Consider the following 15,852-nt stretch of genomic DNA (forward strand, 5'->3'; position numbering starts at 1 on the left):
CAAGTGGTCGGATCACCTGCATTTATAATAAGGAATCACCATGACCCTACGTAAACTGATACTGCTGGCCAGCCTGCTGCTGCCGGTGATGGCCTCGGCGCATAGCTTTGAAAACAACCAGCGCGTCCCGGCCGTCGGCGTGGCAGACCGCGGCGAGCTCCTGCTCGATAACGATAAGTTTAGCTATAAAAGCTGGAATAGCGCGCAGCTGCCCGGCAAAGTGCGGGTTGTGATGCATATTGCCGGCCGCAGCTCGGCGAAAGAGAAAAATGCTGCACTGATCGAAGCCATTAAGTCGGCAAAATTCCCCCACGACCGCTATCAGACCACCACTATTGTGAATACCGACGACGCCATTCCCGGCTCCGGCATGTTTGTGCGCAGCAGTCTTGAGAGCAATAAAAAGCTCTACCCCTGGTCGCAGATTATCGTCGACAGTAACGGCGCGGTGCGCAATGCCTGGCAGCTGGCAGAAGAAAGTTCTGCCATCGCGGTGCTGGATAAAACGGGTCGGGTACAGTGGGCTAAAGACGGGGCGCTGACTCAGGTAGAGGTGCAGCAGGTGATTGCCCTGCTGCAACGTTTACTCGCCGATCAGTAAATCGACACCCGGAAGCCGGGGTTCAGGAAAGATTCACGCGGCGTGTAGTCGAGGGTTTGCCCCTTCCAGTCATGCACGTGCGCCCCGGCAGCCGCCGCCACCGCATGTCCTGCGGCGGTATCCCAGACGTTGGTCGGCCCGAAGCGAGGATAAAGCTGGGCCTGACCTTCCGCCACCAGGCAGAACTTCAGCGATGACCCAACGGTAGTGGTCTGGTGCTCGCCCAGCTGGAGCAAATACTCCTTTAGCTCGTCGTTGTCCGCATGGGAGCGACTGATAACGACCAGAGGTGGACGCGCCTCCCGCGCATGGATGGGGTTGCGTACGCCGCCTTCCTCTTTCCAGGCTTTACCTTCCGCCGCGCTGTACATCACCTCCGTCACCGGGGTATAGACCACGCCCAGCACCGGTTTGCCGTTGTCGATCAGGGCAATATTGACGGTGAATTCGCCGTTACGTTTAATAAACTCTTTGGTGCCGTCGAGCGGGTCGACCAGCCAGTAGCGCTGCCAGTGCTGACGCACATCCCAGCCCGGCGGGTCCTCTTCAGACAGCACCGGGATATCCGGTGTCAGCGCCTGCAGGCCGCTGAGAATCACTTTATGTGCCGCGATATCCGCCGCGGTAACCGGGGAATCATCCGACTTGCTGGTGACCTCCACCGGTTCAGCTCCGTTATAAACCTGCATAATGGCATCGCCTGCGGTACGCGCAAGCTGGCAAACTTGTTCTAACATTCTCCACCTCAGATAGTTGCAGTGGTCATAAGCCGTTGTTTTACTTATACCCTAATCAAAAGGATTGCGCTATCTGTGATAGCCATTCGGGTTTTCCTGCCCTGTTTTATGGCAGGATTCACAGTTTTGTAAGCAACAAAATGTATCTTCAATTTCTTTTGTGCCTCAGATCTTAAAAGGACGCCTCTGATGATTAAGTTTAGCGCAACGCTTCTGGCCACGCTGATCGCTGCCAGCGTGCAGGCCGCAACGGTGGATCTCCGTATTATGGAAACCACTGATTTGCATAGCAATATGATGGACTTTGACTACTACAAGGACAGCGCCACGGAAAAATTCGGACTGGTCCGCACCGCCACCCTGATCAACGCTGCGCGCGGTGAAGTGAAGAACAGCGTGCTGGTCGATAATGGCGATATTATCCAGGGCAGCCCGCTGGGCGACTATGTTGCGGCCAAAGGGCTGCAGCAGGGTGAAGTCCATCCGGTCTACAAGGCGCTGAATACGCTGGATTACGCGGTCGGCAACCTCGGCAACCATGAGTTTAATTACGGCCTCGACTATCTGAATAAAGCCCTGGCTGGCGCGAAATTTCCCTACGTCAACGCCAACGTGATCGACGCGAAAACCGGCAAGCCGATGTTTACGCCTTATCTGATTAAAGAGACCCAGGTCCAGGATAAGGACGGCAAATCCCATACCCTGCGTATCGGCTATATCGGCTTTGTTCCGCCGCAGATCATGACCTGGGATAAGGCCAATCTGACCGGCAAAGTGACGGTGAACGACATTACCGAAACCGCCCGCAAGTACGTGCCGCAGATGCGCAAAGAGGGTGCGGACGTGGTGGTGGTGATTGCCCACTCCGGTCTCTCTTCAGACCCGTACCAGGCAATGGCGGAAAACTCGGTCTACTACCTGAGCGAAGTCCCGGGCGTGGATGCCATTATGTTTGGTCACGCCCACGCGGTCTTCCCGGGTAAAGACTTCGCCAGCATCAAGGGCGTCGATCTGGCCAAAGGCACCCTTAACGGCGTACCGGCGGTGATGCCGGGCATGTGGGGCGACCATCTTGGCGTCGTGGACCTGGTGCTGAATAACGACAGCGGCAAATGGCAGGTCACAGAGTCAAAAGCCGAAGCCCGTCCGATCTACGATACCGCGGCGAAAAAATCGCTGGCGGCGGCCGATCCGAAGCTGGTGAAGGTGCTGGAACACGACCACGATGCCACCCGCGAGTTTGTCAGCAAGCCGATTGGCAAGTCGGCGGACAATATGTACAGCTTCCTGTCGCTGGTACAGGACGATCCGACCGTACAGGTGGTGAACAACGCGCAGAAAGCCTATGTAGAGCGCTTTGTGCAGGGCGACCCGGACCTGGCGAAACTGCCGATCCTCTCCGCCGCCGCGCCGTTTAAAGCGGGCGGACGTAAAAACGATCCAGCCAGCTATGTTGAAGTAGAAAAGGGCCAGCTGACCTTCCGTAACGCCGCCGACCTCTACCTCTACCCGAATACCCTGGTGGTGGTGAAAGCCAGCGGTAAAGAGGTGAAAGAGTGGCTGGAGTGCTCCGCAGCGCAGTTTAATCAGATTGACCCGAACAGCAGCAAGCCGCAGTCGCTGATTAACTGGGACGGCTTCCGTACCTATAACTTCGACGTGATCGACGGCGTGAAGTATCAGGTTGATGTGACCCAGCCCGCCCGCTATGACGGCGAGTGCCAGAGCATCAATCCAACATCGGAACGTATTAAGGATCTGACCTTTAACGGCAAGCCAATCGATCCAAACGCCACCTTCCTGGTGGCCACCAACAACTACCGCGCCTACGGCGGCAAGTTCGCAGGCACCGGCGACAGCCATATCGCTTTCGCCTCGCCGGACGAGAACCGCTCGGTGCTGGCCGCCTGGATCAGTGCCGAAACCAAACGTGCAGGTGAAATCCACCCGGCCGCCGACCATAACTGGCGTCTGGCCCCGATTCACGGCAGCACGCCGCTGGATATCCGCTTCGAAACCTCTCCGTCAGAGAAAGCCGCCGCGTTTATTAAAGAGAACGCGCAGTATCCGATGAAGAAAGTCGGTACCGACGAGATCGGTTTTGCGCTGTATCAGCTGGATTTAAGTAAGTAACCTCAGAGGGCTGCGTCTGGTACGCCAGGCGTAGCCTTTTATCTCCCGCCTTCAAAATCCAATATGTTTATAAAACCGCAAAAAATAAACATGTCGCGTTGATATGTCGATGCGATAAACATATAGCGAGGACATGTCGATAAAAACGGCTTTTATAAACATGTCATGGCACCCTAAACGCCCTACAAACCTTTTATATCAATTGCCATTATTGCACTGTCACAAGCCAACCAGGCTTTCAAACGGGATTCCCAGTTGGGCGTGAAGACGGCGAATCATTGGTAAAGTCAGCGTCCGCGTTCCATGCGGAATTTAATGGCCTAAATCAGTGAAGGTGGTTCGATCGGATAGTGCTTTTTTTCATAATCTTCGATTAAGAGGCACATCACCTCGAAATAGTCACCTTCCGGAGTTCCCACACCCGGTTCATTTTCGAACATCGGCTCGACCGCCCGGAGGGCCGCCTCATAGTCTTGTTCAGTTCGGATAGGTTTAATGTTCATCGTTCACTCCAGCTCAATCGTATCCGCATTTATGGCGTCATATTCCTTATGCGTTTCGAGGCAGACCTTCACGCCACCCGACTCTCCCGCTCCTCACGCGTTGCCATCACTTCCGGCAGGTTCAGTTCAATCCAGTCCGCCAGCGCGGCCACTCTGTCGCTGATTTGCTCTCCGAGCGGCGTCAGGCTGTACTCTACATGCGGTGGCACCACCGGCCGGGAGACCCGGTTGACGAAACCATCCTGCTCTAGCGCCTGTAAGGACTGGGCCAGCATTTTTTCGCTAACGCCACCCATCTTGCGCCGCAGATCGCTGAAGCGGTGAGTGCCGTTACGCAGCGCCACCAGAATCAGCACGCCCCAGCGGCTGGTGACGTGCTTTAGCACCTCACGCGACGGGCATTCGGCGGCAAAGAGATTGCCATCGCGCAGCTGTTCACTCAGGGTCGGCGTTATTTTTTTCATACTTACCTTTTTGTACGTACTTACTAAAAGTTAGCTATGGTGATAGCGTAACACAACACTGACACGAAGGAGAATCCCATGATCGCCATTACCGGTGCCACCGGCCAGCTTGGCCAGTTAACGCTTGAAGCGCTGTTGAATACCCATCCTGCCAGCCAGCTGGTCGCGATTGTTCGTAACCCGGCCAAAGCCGAGGAGTTTGCAAAGCGCGGCGTAAGCGTACGTCAGGCAGACTACACCGACCAGGCCGCCTTTACCGCTGCCCTTCAGGGCGTGGATAAACTGCTGCTGGTCTCCTCCAGCGAAGTTGGCCAGCGTGCGGTTCAACACCGCAACGTCATTAACGCGGCCAAAGCGGCCGGGGTGAAATTTATCGCCTATACCAGCCTGCTGCACGCGGACAAATCCCCGCTGGGCCTGCACGTTGAGCATGTCGAAACGGAAAAAATGCTCGCCGAATCCGGCATTCCTTACGCTCTGCTGCGTAACGGCTGGTACAGCGAAAACTATCTCGCCAGCGCCCCGGCGGCCCTGGAGCACGGCGTCTTTATCGGTGCCGCAGGCGAAGGCAAAATTGCCTCTGCCACCCGCGCGGACTATGCCGCCGCAGCCGCCCGCGTGATCGGCGAAGACGGACATGCCGGGAAAGTCTACGAACTGGCGGGCGATACCAGCTATACCCTGGCAGAACTGGCGGCCGAGCTGAGCAAACAGAGCGATAAGAAAGTGGTTTACCAGAACCTGAGCGAAGCGGATTACGCCGCCGCGCTGAAAGGCTTTGGCCTGCCGGCAGGACTAGCAGAGATGCTGGCCGACTCGGATACCGGCGCCAGCAAAGGCGGCCTGTTTGACGACAGCCACACCCTGAGCAAACTGACCGGACGCCCGACCACGCCGATTGCTGAGAGCGTGAAAACCGTTCTGTAACGGTTAACGTCTGGTTAATTTTTATAGCATCCCCGCGGGCCATCCCTAATAATAAGGACATGGCCCCAGGGGAGAATGGCAAGTGCAAGGCGTTCCGGAACAGTTTAGCGATGAGAGAGACAGCGCCCGCTTTCGCCATCTGGCGCAGGTGCCTGGCCTTGAGCTGTATCACGCCCATATCGCCAACTACGCCTTTGAACCCCATACCCACGAAGCCTTCGGCATCGGCTCTATCGAGCTGGGCGCGGAGCGTTTTCGCTATCGCGGTGCCCAACACGTTGCCCCAGTCCACTCCGTTGTCACCATGAATCCTGACGAGCTGCATACGGGCGAGGCGGAGACCACCGACGGCTGGCGCTATCGGATGATCTACCTGGAGCCGGACCTGCTTGAAGAGATTACCGGTATCCGCCACTGGTGGTTTAGCGACGTGGTCCACTACGATCCCCAACGCTCACGCAGACTCTGCCAGCTGAACCACCAGCTGTGGGCAGAAGAGGATCCGCTGGCGCAGAAAGGCGTGCTGCTGGATCTGATCGACGCTTTCCGGCCCTTTGCCCGCCATGCGCCTGCGGGGCAACAGCGGGAATCCCACCGTTTCGATCGGGTCCGCGATTACCTGCACGACAACTATATGCGCCCGGTCACCCTTGATGAGCTGGCAAACGTGGCGGCCCTCAGCCCCTGGCATTTCCAGCGCCAGTTTAAGGCCCACTATCACGTCACGCCCCACCAGATGCTGATGGCCATCCGCCTGTGGCGCGCCAAAAACTTCCTTACTGCCGGTCTGCCCGCAGCGGACGTCGCCGCCCTGACGGGCCTGACGGATCAGTCCCATCTGACCCGCGCCTTTACCCACCGCTATGGCATTACGCCCGTGCGCTACCAGAAGCAGGTTGCGCGCCGGTAATGCGCAAGTTCATACAATATTTCACGCAGTTCGACCGCTACACTTGCTGCGACATAATGGTTTGCGGGTAAAAAGATGATAAGTGGTGTGCTGTATGCCCTCCTGGCAGGGCTGATGTGGGGATTAATTTTTGTCGGACCGCTGCTGGTCCCGGAGTATCCGGCGGTACTGCAGTCGATGGGCCGCTATCTGGCGCTGGGATTGATCGCCGTGCCCCTGGCGTGGCTGGGCCGTACGCGCCTGAAACAGCTTACCCGCCGGGACTGGGGAAGCGCCCTGCTACTGACCCTGATGGGCAATCTGATCTATTACGCCTGCCTTGCCAGCGCCATCCAGCGTACCGGCGCACCCGTTTCGACCATGATTATCGGTACCCTGCCGGTGGTGATCCCCATTTTCGCCAACCTCCTCTATAGCCAGCGCGACGGCAGGCTGCCCTGGGGTAAACTCTTCCCTTCCCTGCTGCTGATTGGCGGCGGTCTGGCCTGCGTGAATATCGCCGAGCTGCGCAGCGGGGAAACTGAGATGAGCGGCTGGGGCTACATTATCGGTATCGGTCTGGCGCTAACGTCGGTGGTGTGCTGGGCCTGGTATGCGCTGCGCAATGCGCGCTGGCTGCGGGAAAACCCGGATAAAAACCCAATGATGTGGGCGACCGCCCAGGCGCTGGTGACGCTGCCCGTTTCTCTGCTGGGATACGTTGTCGCCTGCCTGTGGCTCGATCAACAGCAGCCTGACTTTGCCCTGCCCTTCGGCCCACGTCCGACGTTCTTTATCGCCCTGATGGTGGCTATCGCCGTGCTCTGCTCCTGGGTGGGTGCTCTGTGCTGGAACATTGCCAGTCAGCGTCTGCCGACGGTGATCCTCGGGCCGCTGATTGTCTTCGAAACCCTGGCCGGGCTGCTCTATACCTTTGTGCTGCGACAAAGCCTGCCGCCGGTGTTAACCGCGGGTGGCATTCTTCTGCTGGTGATGGGCGTGGTACTGGCGGTACGGGCGAAACCGGAAAAACCGGGGCTGACCCCGGTTGATGTGACCTCTTCCTGAATCAACCCGGCCTGGCGGCCGGGTCAGCTATCAGAAGGTTTCCCAGTTGCCGTCAGTTGCAGCAGCGGCCGCAGGCTGAAGCGCAGGGGATTTTTTACCCGGCGCTTTATACGCAGGGGTCGGTGCGTTCTGGCGACGGACGATTTTAAACACCGCCACCGTCTGGTTCAGACGCGCGGCCTGTTCTTCCAGCGCAGCAGCAGCCGTTGCAGACTCTTCCACCAGGGAGGCGTTCTGCTGGGTGACGCGATCCATCTCGGAAACCGCCAGGCCAATCTGGTCGATACCGCGGCTCTGCTCATCAGATGCAGACGCAATCTCACCCATAATGTCGGTCACTTTGGTTACCGCACCCACGATCTCCGCCATCGTCTTACCGGCTTCGTCCACCAGGGCAGAACCCGCTTCAACACGGTTACTGGAGTCTTCGATCAGACCTTTAATCTCTTTCGCCGCCTGAGCGCTACGCTGCGCCAGGGTGCGGACTTCACCGGCAACAACCGCAAAGCCACGACCTTGCTCACCGGCACGCGCCGCTTCTACCGCTGCATTCAGTGCCAGAATGTTGGTCTGGAAGGCAATACCGTCGATCACGTTGGTGATCTGGGCAATTTTGCTGGAGCTGGTGGCGATCTCGTTCATCGTACGCACCACGCCATCCACCACATTCCCGCCTTTCTGCGCGGTTTCTGAGGCGTTACGCGCAAGGCCAGTCGCCTGACGGGCGTTGTCGGCATTCTGTTTCACCGTCGCAGTCAACTGTTCCATGCTGGCTGCGGTCTCTTCCAGAGAGGCGGCCTGCTGTTCGGTACGGGAGGAGAGGTCGTTACTACCCGCAGAGATTTCGCCTGCGCCGGTGTAAATGGTATCGGCTCCGTCGCGTACCACACCAACCGTCTGCGCCAGCGACTGCTGCATGTCGCGCACGTCGCGGGCCAGCATCGCCATTTCATTTTTGCCTTCGGCATCGATAGCGTGGGTCAGATCGCCCGCTGCGATGGTGCGGATATGGGCCATCACCTGATGCAACGGCTTCAGCAGCACACGCTGCATCGCTACCCAGCTCATCACGATAGAGGCCACGACCACCACCATAATCACTATCAGGATCCACAGAATGCGCTGATAGTTGCTGTCATTTTCCTGCACGCCTTTGCTGGCCAGCTCGGCCTGCTTGCCACGCCATTCGAGATAAACTTTCTGCATCGCATTCTGTTTTTTCTCGGCGTTCTGCTTAAACATATCTTCCAGATTACCCGCCGTCAGCAGGCGGTTCATTTCCGCCAGCGTTGAAGAGTAGATTCCATACTGCTCTTCCAGCTGAGCGGCCAGCGCCTCGTCCAGGCCAGGGGTATTCGGCAGAGCACGGTATTTGTCAAAATGCTCTTTGGCCTGCACCAGCAGGTTGTCGGCGATTTTTGACAGTTCGCTCAACTCGCCGCCGTTAATCTGGCTGGCAGCGCTGCTCTGCAGACGCAGCATCCCGCGGTTCAGGGTCACGCGAGCCTGGTTAAGGCTAATCCATGCGTCGGTAAATTCAGCCACGTTCAGACTGGAGACCTGGGAGACGTTGAAGTTCTCTTTATCTTTATTCAGCGCGCTAATAAATACGCCGGCCGAAATCAGTTGCATGGTGCCCAGAACGAGTAACACTACAATAAGCAGTGTTATTACTTTTATACGTTTAAACATCGGAAACCTTTTTATGTTTTGCAGGATATTGTCTAGCCGACAGTCTATCGGCAGTAAAAACAGGTTATTTAATGCGGAAAATGCCCGGCACCGGTGTTTTCCTGAAATTTCCAATCGTATTCAGTAAGTTAATGCTGAAAGTTTTTTTGTGACACACCTCACAGAAAACCGCCACCTCAAAAGGGTTATCGCCTTTTTTAAAAGATGTATTTATAATGCATCTTATACATTTCATCTGTGAGGCTTCCACCATGACTTTCCAGGATAAACCCTTAGGCGAACTGGCCCTGTCCATCCCGCGTGCATCGGCCCTGTTTCGTAAATACGATATGGATTACTGCTGCGGCGGCAGACAGACTCTGGCACGTGCGGCCGAGCGCTGCGGTGCTAACGTTGAAGAGATCGAGGCAGAGCTGGCGAAGCTGTCTCAGCAGCCGCTGGAAAAAGACTGGCGCGTCGCACCACTGGCAGAAATCATCGACCATATCGTGGTGCGCTACCACGATCGCCACCGCGAACAGCTCCCGGAGCTGATCCTGCAGGCTACCAAAGTTGAACGCGTTCACGCCGCGAAAGAGAGCGTTCCGCGCGGGCTGACCAAATACCTGACCATGCTGCACGATGAACTGAGCAGCCATATGATGAAAGAGGAACGGATCCTGTTCCCGATGATCAAACAGGGTATGGGCAGCCAGGCCGGAGGCCCGGTCAGCGTGATGGAGAGCGAACACGATGAAGCCGGTGAGCTGCTGGAAGTGATCAAGCACACCACCAATAACGTGACGCCGCCGGACGATGCCTGCACCACCTGGAGAGCGTTATATAACGGGATTAACGAGCTGATTGACGACCTGATGGAGCATATCAGCCTGGAGAATAACAACCTGTTCCCGCGCGCGCTGGCCGGGGAACGCTAAGAAGTGACGGCCCTCTCCGTCGGAGAGGGCCAAAATGCTTACTTTTTCAGTCCTGCCAGTCGTTTCTTACCCATCATCCACCAGCCTGCACCCAGCACCACAAACCACAGCGGCGTGACGATCAGCGCCTGACGGGTGTCATCTTCCAGCGTCAGCAGCACCAGGACGAAGACAAAGAATGCCATGCAGACCCAGCACATCAGCTTGCCCAGCGGCATCTTGTAGATGGACTGCGCGTGCAGCTGCGGGCGCTGTTTACGGTAGACCAGGTACGAGCAGAGAATAATGGTCCAGACAAACATAAACAGGATCGCAGAGACCGTGGTGATCATGGTGAAGGCCGCAATCACGCTCGGATTAACGTAGAGCAGCACCACGCCGCCCAGCAGGCAGATACAGGAGAAGGTCAGTCCCTTCGCCGGTACGGCGCGCTTAGAGAGCTTCGCAAAGCTTTTCGGCGCCATGCCGTCCTGCGCCAGACCAAACAGCATACGGCTGGTAGAGAACACCCCGCTGTTGGCGGAAGAGGCCGCTGAGGTCAGCACCACAAAGTTGATAATACTGGCCGCTGCCGGCAGGCCCACCAGCACAAAGAGCTCCACAAACGGGCTCTTATCCGGCACTACCGAGCTCCACGGTGTCACTGACATAATGATAATCAGCGAGAAGACGTAGAACATAATGATGCGGATCGGAATCGAGTTAATCGCACGCGGCAGGGATTTCTCCGGATCTTTAGTTTCCGCCGCGGTGGTCCCGACCAGCTCGATGCCCACAAAGGCAAAGACCGCAATCTGGAAACCGGCAAAGAAGCCGCTAATGCCTTTCGGGAACCAGCCGCCTTCGTTCCACAGGTGGGTAAAGGAAGCTTCAACCCCGGTCGGCGACTGGAAGTGCATCAGTATCATTACCAGCCCGACAACGATCAGCCCGACGATGGCGACGATTTTGATCATCGCAAACCAGAATTCCATCTCGCCGAACATCTTCACGGTGGCGAGGTTCAGCCCCAGCAGCAGTAAAATGACCGCCAGCGAAGCCACCCAGTCCGAGAGGCCGGGGAACCAGAACTGGGCGTAGGCGGTGATCGCCACCACGTCGGCCATGCCGGTCACCACCCAGCAGAACCAGTAGGTCCAGCCGGTGAAATAGCCCGCCCAGGGACCGAGAAGATCCGCGGCAAAGTCGCTAAAGGATTTGTACTCGAGGTTCGACAGCAGCAGCTCGCCCATCGCACGCATCACGAAGAAGAGCATAAAGCCGATGATCATATAGACAAAAATGATCGACGGGCCGGCCAGGCTGATGGTTTTCCCGGACCCCATAAATAACCCGGTCCCGATAGCCCCGCCGATGGCGATAAGTTGAATATGACGATTTGTTAGGTTTCGCCGCAGCGACTGTTCGACCGGCGCCTGTTCTTCGGCTGCGGCCTTGATCTGATCTACCATGATTTTTTTCCTGTACCTGTCTGTGTTGTGTTCAGGCTCTGATGGCCTTTCTATAAATAACTCGTCGATATTAGGTAAGAACCGGCGGGATGAATACTTAGATTTGAGGGCGGTTGTTAATAATTTGTTTAAATTGAGTGTTTAATCACTTCTCTGGCGCAAAACAGCTCACAAAAATACATCCATTTGCGGCATTTGCAATATAAAACACCAGAATTATTTTTTTATAAGGTGATTAGGCTGTGGCGGGGTAGAAAAGCCTCCTCTCCCCCGTCGGAGAGAGGAGTCACTGCGGACTTAGATGATGTCCAGCAGCTCAACTTCAAAGACCAGGGTGCTGAACGGCGGGATGGACGCGCCAGCGCCGCGCTCGCCATAGGCCAGGTTCTGCGGGATAGTCAGTTCCCATTTGGAGCCAACCGGCATCAGGGTCAGCGCTTCGATCCAGCCGGCGATCACGCCGTTGACCGGGAATTCAGCCGGTTCGCCACGGGCTACGGAGCTGTCGAAGACGGTGCCGTTGATCAGTTTACCGGTATAGTGAACGCGAACGCGGTCGGTACGGGCCGGGATAGCGCCTTCGCCCTGGGTCAGGACGCGGAACTGCAGGCCGGATTCGGTGCTGCTCACGCCTTCACGTGCGCGGTTCTCTTCAAGGTATTTCTCGCCGTCTGCGGCCATCGCTTCGAACTGCTCGCGACGCACTGCGTCAGCACGTTCGTGGATTTCACGCAGGGCACGGTGTACCACGTCTACCGGCACGGCCGGCTGCTTGCCTTCCAGCGCATCGGCAATACCTGCAACCAGTGCTTCCGGCAGCAATCCCTGCAGGCCGGATTCACTCAGCTGCTGTCCTACCTGCAAACCAATGCCGTAACTTGCCTGCGCTTCGATAGTGTCAAAAGTCGGGGTTGCCATTGTCTTTCCTTTCATCGGGAATAAAAAAGTAGCGGGCAGCATAGCAGCCACGCCGCATCCGGTAAAACGTTGTCGCAGGAAAGATGACAAAAGGCGGGGAAACGGAAACAATGGTCGGCAACTGAGAATATTCCCGATTTAAGTTCACGAATGCACGCTTTACTACGCGCTTCAGAGGCTTAGGCATCTATAATCAGTGACACAGGATCTTATACGACGCGGAGCAGGAGGAGAGCCATGCCCGGGCGAATTGAACTGAAACCAACCCTGGTGAAGATCTGGCACGCTGCGGATCATTTTCGCCTGATGGATCCCCTGCCGTCCATGCACCGTCGGGGCATTATCCTCGGCGTCGCGCTGGTGGTTGTGGGCATCCTGCTGCCGTCCGATGATAACAGCCCTGCGCCTGCCAGCCGCGAAGCCCAGCTTGATATCCAGCCCCAGTCGCAGATGACGCCTGCCAGCCCGGAGACGCCGGAAGTCGTTATGCCGTCCGCCAGTGACCAGCTACAGCAGGCCCAGACGCCTCAGTCCGTTGAGCAAACGCCCGCGCCGTCGCCTGAACCAGCACAGCAGCAGGCAGCAACGGCCCCCAGCCCTCATACGGCCCCAACCGGGATCGAGCAGCAGTGGCGCAGCTACCGCGTCGAGTCGGGTAAAACCCTGGCCCAGCTGTTCCGCGATAACAGCCTGCCCCCGGCGGATGCCTATGCCATGGCACAGGTAGAAGGCGACGGTAAGCCGCTCAGCAGCCTGCAGAGCGGCCAGATGGTGAAGATACGGCAGAACGCCAGCGGCGTGGTCACCGGGCTGACCATCGAGCAGAACGGCGACCAGCAGGCGCTGTTTACCCGCCAGCCCGACGGCAGCTTTATTCGGGCGCGTTAACCTTTCGGGAGCGCGCCGCGCTCCCCTTTCCCGGCTTATTCACCCACCAGATCCCGGAGCAGACCAATACCAGCGCGGCGGCATATTTCCACTCGAAGATCTGCTCGCCGAGGAAAATAGCCGACAGTACGGTGCCGGCTACCGGGATCACAAAGTTAAACGGCGCAATCATACTGACGCGATTGTACTTCAGCAGCACGCTCCACAGGGCAAATGCAATCGAGGACAGCAGGGTCAGATAGCCGAGGATCGCCACCGACGCGACGCCGTGAACCGCCAGCGTCCCGCCCGTCAGATAGCCGCCCGCCACCAGCACCAGACCACCGAACGCCAGCTGCCAGCCGGTCATCACCATCGGGTCAACGGTCTGGGAGATGCGTTTTCCGTACAGGGAAGACGCCGACAGAATAAAGGCCGCCAGCACGATAAAACCGTCCCCCAGCCAGATAAAGCTGAAATCGAGCAAAGAGTGGTTGAGGTTAACCAGCATCACCCCGGCAAAGCCGAGAATACAGCCGAGAGATTTGTTAAAGCTGATACGGTCATTCTGGTAGATAAAGTGCGCCAGCAGCACGCTGAAGAAGGTGCCGGTGGCATTCATAATCGACCCCTTCACGCCGGTGGTGAAGGCCAGACCGATATAGAAAAAGGTGTACTGTATCGAGGTCTGGGTCACGCCCAGCACCGCCAGTTGACCGCACTGACGCGGACTCAGTCGGGCAATCGGCCGTCCCTGTAGCAGGGCAAAGACCAGCAGAAGCAGACCCGCAAAGAGGAAGCGATAGCCCGCAAAGACGATTTTTGAGGGTACGTCGTCGGCAGCAATCTGAAAGATTTCATAGCCGTTTTTGATGGCGGGGTATGAGCTTCCCCACAGCAGGCAACAGAGGGTTGCACAGGCAAAGGCGACATTTTTACGTGCGAAAACCGACGCCGGATGAGCAGTGTCCATTCCAGTCCCAAAGATAAAATAGTGTTTCAGTTTATTATCCGGGAACGGACAGGGAATAGCCATCTTGACGGTGGAAATCGCGTAACGGGTCACGCTTAAGGGCCAGAAAAGCAAAACGCCGGCACAAGGCCGGCGTTTTAACACGTGTATCAGAGTAAAAACTTACTCAGCTACAACGGTCACAACCAGTTTAGCGAAGACTTCGCTGTGAACCTGGAAGTCCACTTCGTGCTCACCGGTGGTACGCAGAACGCCGTTCGGCAGACGAACTTCGCTCTTAGCCACGTCAACGCCAGCTGCAGTAACTGCATCAGCGATGTCGCGAGTACCGATGGAACCGAACAGTTTACCTTCGTCGCCAGATTTGGAAGCGATGGTTACGTTGCCCAGTGCGTTGATTTTCTCAGCGCGAGCGTTAGCAGCCGCCAGAACGTCAGCCAGTTTGGCTTCCAGTTCAGCACGACGTGCTTCGAAAAACTCAACGTTTTTCTTGGTAGCCGGAACGGCTTTACCCTGCGGTACCAGGAAGTTACGAGCGTAGCCCGCTTTAACGTTAACCTGATCACCCAGGCTACCCAGGTTTGCTACTTTATCAAGCAGAATAACTTGCATTACCTTATCCTCTTAAAGTCGTTAATAGACGGCGGCCGATTACTGATGACGATCGGTATATGGCAGCAGGGACAGGTAGCGAGCGCGCTTGATGCAGCGAGCCAGCTGACGCTGGTATTTTGCACGAGTACCGGTAATACGGCTCGGGACAATTTTACCGCTTTCGGTAATGTAGTTTTTCAGCGTAGCGATGTCTTTGTAATCAATCTCAACAACGCCTTCCGCGGTGAAACGGCAGAACTTGCGACGACGGAAATAACGTGCCATATGGCTAGTCTCCAGAATCTATCAATTCAATCTGCTCGGCATGCAGAACCATTTTGCTCAGGCCGTTCTTTGCCTTGTGGCAACTAATGAACCCCTGAACGGTCACTGCACAGCCGACCGTTATACTGTGAGTAATGGCCTGGTTCTCGTGCCCGCTAATAATAACCGGCATCTGACACCACGCCTGCCGGTGAAAACCGGCTTCCTCCTGCACTGAACGGTGCTCAAGCACGAACTGGCAGTGAGGAATTCCTGATGGGCTGACCTTGCGAAGTGGCGTCCTGCACACGGTGCCGGACAAAACCAGACGATTGGTCATCAGGGATTACTCTTCAGAATCCCCAGCATCAGCATCATCTGCGGTTTCGCTAGCGAAATCATCGCGACGCTCACGGCGCTCGTCTTTCGCTTTAACCATCGGAGATGCTTCAGTAACCGCGTGTTTAGTACGCATTACCATGCTACGGATAACGGCGTCGTTGAAGCGGAAGTTTGTTTCCAGCTCATCGATCGCTTCCTGCGGCGCTTCAACGTTCAGCAGAACGTAGTGCGCTTTGTGCAGTTTGTTGATCGGGTAAGCCAGCTGACGGCGGCCCCAGTCTTCCAGACGGTGGATCTTGCCTTCTGCACCAGTGATAGTTGCAGAGTAGCGCTCGATCATGCCCGGAACCTGTTCGCTCTGGTCAGGATGGACCATAAAAACGATTTCGTAATGACGCATCGAATTGCTCCTTACGGATTATTCAGCCTCCTGTCTGGGTCAACCGCGGGCCCGGGGAGGCAAGGAACGTGAGTTAAAGTGCGGTCGAAAAATTGACGCGTCATTCTACTTG

17 protein-coding genes and 1 pseudogene are annotated in these 15,852 nt (G+C 56.6%); 7 read left to right on the top strand and 11 right to left on the bottom strand.

Going from position 1 to position 15,852, the window contains the following annotated elements:
• The first annotated feature begins 40 nt into the window (after positions 1–40).
• Complete coding sequence (locus EDF81_RS14445; RefSeq protein WP_123348808.1) at positions 41–601, top strand: YtfJ family protein; 561 nt, start codon at positions 41–43, stop codon at positions 599–601.
• Here EDF81_RS14445 and cysQ read toward each other — a convergent pair.
• The gene (gene cysQ / locus EDF81_RS14450; RefSeq protein WP_123348809.1) at positions 595–1,338 is read right to left on the bottom strand and encodes a 3'(2'),5'-bisphosphate nucleotidase CysQ; all 744 of its coding nucleotides are present in this window, start codon (positions 1,336–1,338) and stop codon (positions 595–597) included. The genes EDF81_RS14445 and cysQ overlap by 7 nt on opposite strands.
• 189 nt (positions 1,339–1,527) lie before the next feature.
• Here cysQ and EDF81_RS14455 point away from each other — a divergent pair, with 189 nt between their 5' ends.
• Entirely contained in the window at positions 1,528–3,471 is a 1,944-nt protein-coding gene (locus tag EDF81_RS14455; RefSeq protein ID WP_123348810.1) for a bifunctional 2',3'-cyclic-nucleotide 2'-phosphodiesterase/3'-nucleotidase, read from the top strand.
• Positions 3,472–3,690: 219 nt separating this feature from the next.
• On the opposite strand, the pseudogene EDF81_RS24275 reads toward EDF81_RS14455, so the two are convergent.
• Positions 3,691–3,974, bottom strand: a pseudogene (locus tag EDF81_RS24275) (type II toxin-antitoxin system HigA family antitoxin).
• A gap of 68 nt (positions 3,975–4,042) precedes the next feature.
• On the bottom strand, positions 4,043–4,438 hold the full coding sequence (locus EDF81_RS14465) for a helix-turn-helix domain-containing protein (RefSeq protein WP_123348812.1): 396 nt from the start codon (positions 4,436–4,438) through the stop codon (positions 4,043–4,045).
• Positions 4,439–4,516: 78 nt separating this feature from the next.
• Between EDF81_RS14465 and EDF81_RS14470 the strand changes: the two genes are divergently transcribed.
• The 3 genes from EDF81_RS14470 (at position 4,517) to EDF81_RS14480 (ending at position 7,322) form a co-directional block, all read left to right on the top strand.
• Positions 4,517–5,365, top strand: a complete 849-nt coding sequence (locus EDF81_RS14470) for an SDR family oxidoreductase (RefSeq protein WP_123348813.1) — start codon at positions 4,517–4,519, stop codon at positions 5,363–5,365.
• Between the two features lie 82 nt (positions 5,366–5,447).
• Entirely contained in the window at positions 5,448–6,275 is an 828-nt protein-coding gene (locus tag EDF81_RS14475) for an AraC family transcriptional regulator (protein ID WP_123348814.1), read from the top strand.
• Between the two features lie 75 nt (positions 6,276–6,350).
• Positions 6,351–7,322 (top strand): DMT family transporter, encoded by a 972-nt coding sequence (locus tag EDF81_RS14480; RefSeq protein ID WP_123348815.1) that lies wholly within the window; start codon positions 6,351–6,353, stop codon positions 7,320–7,322.
• Positions 7,323–7,352: 30 nt separating this feature from the next.
• Here the strand turns inward: EDF81_RS14480 and EDF81_RS14485 are convergent, their stop codons facing one another.
• Positions 7,353–9,014 (bottom strand): methyl-accepting chemotaxis protein, encoded by a 1,662-nt coding sequence (locus EDF81_RS14485; RefSeq protein WP_123348816.1) that lies wholly within the window; start codon positions 9,012–9,014, stop codon positions 7,353–7,355.
• A 251-nt stretch (positions 9,015–9,265) separates the two neighbouring features.
• Here EDF81_RS14485 and ytfE point away from each other — a divergent pair, with 251 nt between their 5' ends.
• The gene (ytfE, locus tag EDF81_RS14495) at positions 9,266–9,931 is read left to right on the top strand and encodes an iron-sulfur cluster repair protein YtfE (RefSeq protein WP_123348818.1); all 666 of its coding nucleotides are present in this window, start codon (positions 9,266–9,268) and stop codon (positions 9,929–9,931) included.
• 38 nt (positions 9,932–9,969) lie between these two features.
• Here the strand turns inward: ytfE and cycA are convergent, their stop codons facing one another.
• Both cycA and fklB read right to left on the bottom strand, forming a co-directional pair.
• A complete protein-coding gene (cycA, locus tag EDF81_RS14500) occupies positions 9,970–11,382 on the bottom strand; it encodes a D-serine/D-alanine/glycine transporter (protein ID WP_123348819.1) in 1,413 nt (470 codons plus the stop codon).
• A 297-nt stretch (positions 11,383–11,679) separates the two neighbouring features.
• Positions 11,680–12,300 (bottom strand): FKBP-type peptidyl-prolyl cis-trans isomerase, encoded by a 621-nt coding sequence (gene fklB / locus EDF81_RS14505; protein WP_184999502.1) that lies wholly within the window; start codon positions 12,298–12,300, stop codon positions 11,680–11,682.
• 237 nt (positions 12,301–12,537) lie between these two features.
• Here fklB and EDF81_RS14510 point away from each other — a divergent pair, with 237 nt between their 5' ends.
• The gene (locus EDF81_RS14510) at positions 12,538–13,188 is read left to right on the top strand and encodes a LysM-like peptidoglycan-binding domain-containing protein (protein ID WP_123348821.1); all 651 of its coding nucleotides are present in this window, start codon (positions 12,538–12,540) and stop codon (positions 13,186–13,188) included.
• Here EDF81_RS14510 and EDF81_RS14515 read toward each other — a convergent pair.
• The 5 genes from EDF81_RS14515 to rpsF form a co-directional block, all read right to left on the bottom strand.
• On the bottom strand, positions 13,172–14,140 hold the full coding sequence (locus EDF81_RS14515; RefSeq protein ID WP_123349065.1) for a DMT family transporter: 969 nt from the start codon (positions 14,138–14,140) through the stop codon (positions 13,172–13,174). The two genes, EDF81_RS14510 and EDF81_RS14515, sit on opposite strands and share 17 nt — an antisense overlap.
• A 162-nt stretch (positions 14,141–14,302) precedes the next feature.
• The gene (gene rplI / locus EDF81_RS14520; protein WP_123348822.1) at positions 14,303–14,752 is read right to left on the bottom strand and encodes a 50S ribosomal protein L9; all 450 of its coding nucleotides are present in this window, start codon (positions 14,750–14,752) and stop codon (positions 14,303–14,305) included.
• A 39-nt stretch (positions 14,753–14,791) separates the two neighbouring features.
• The gene (gene rpsR / locus EDF81_RS14525) at positions 14,792–15,019 is read right to left on the bottom strand and encodes a 30S ribosomal protein S18 (RefSeq protein WP_002210155.1); all 228 of its coding nucleotides are present in this window, start codon (positions 15,017–15,019) and stop codon (positions 14,792–14,794) included.
• Positions 15,020–15,023: 4 nt separating this feature from the next.
• Positions 15,024–15,338 carry a primosomal replication protein N gene (gene priB, locus EDF81_RS14530; protein ID WP_123348823.1) on the bottom strand — a complete coding sequence of 105 codons (315 nt, stop codon included), beginning with the start codon at positions 15,336–15,338 and terminating at the stop codon, positions 15,024–15,026.
• A 6-nt stretch (positions 15,339–15,344) separates the two neighbouring features.
• Entirely contained in the window at positions 15,345–15,740 is a 396-nt protein-coding gene (gene rpsF / locus EDF81_RS14535) for a 30S ribosomal protein S6 (RefSeq protein ID WP_123348824.1), read from the bottom strand.
• Between the last annotated feature and the right edge of the window lie 112 nt (positions 15,741–15,852).

The sequence above is a fragment of the Enterobacter sp. BIGb0383 genome (genome assembly GCF_003751845.1).
Taxonomy (GTDB): domain Bacteria; phylum Pseudomonadota; class Gammaproteobacteria; order Enterobacterales; family Enterobacteriaceae; genus BIGb0383.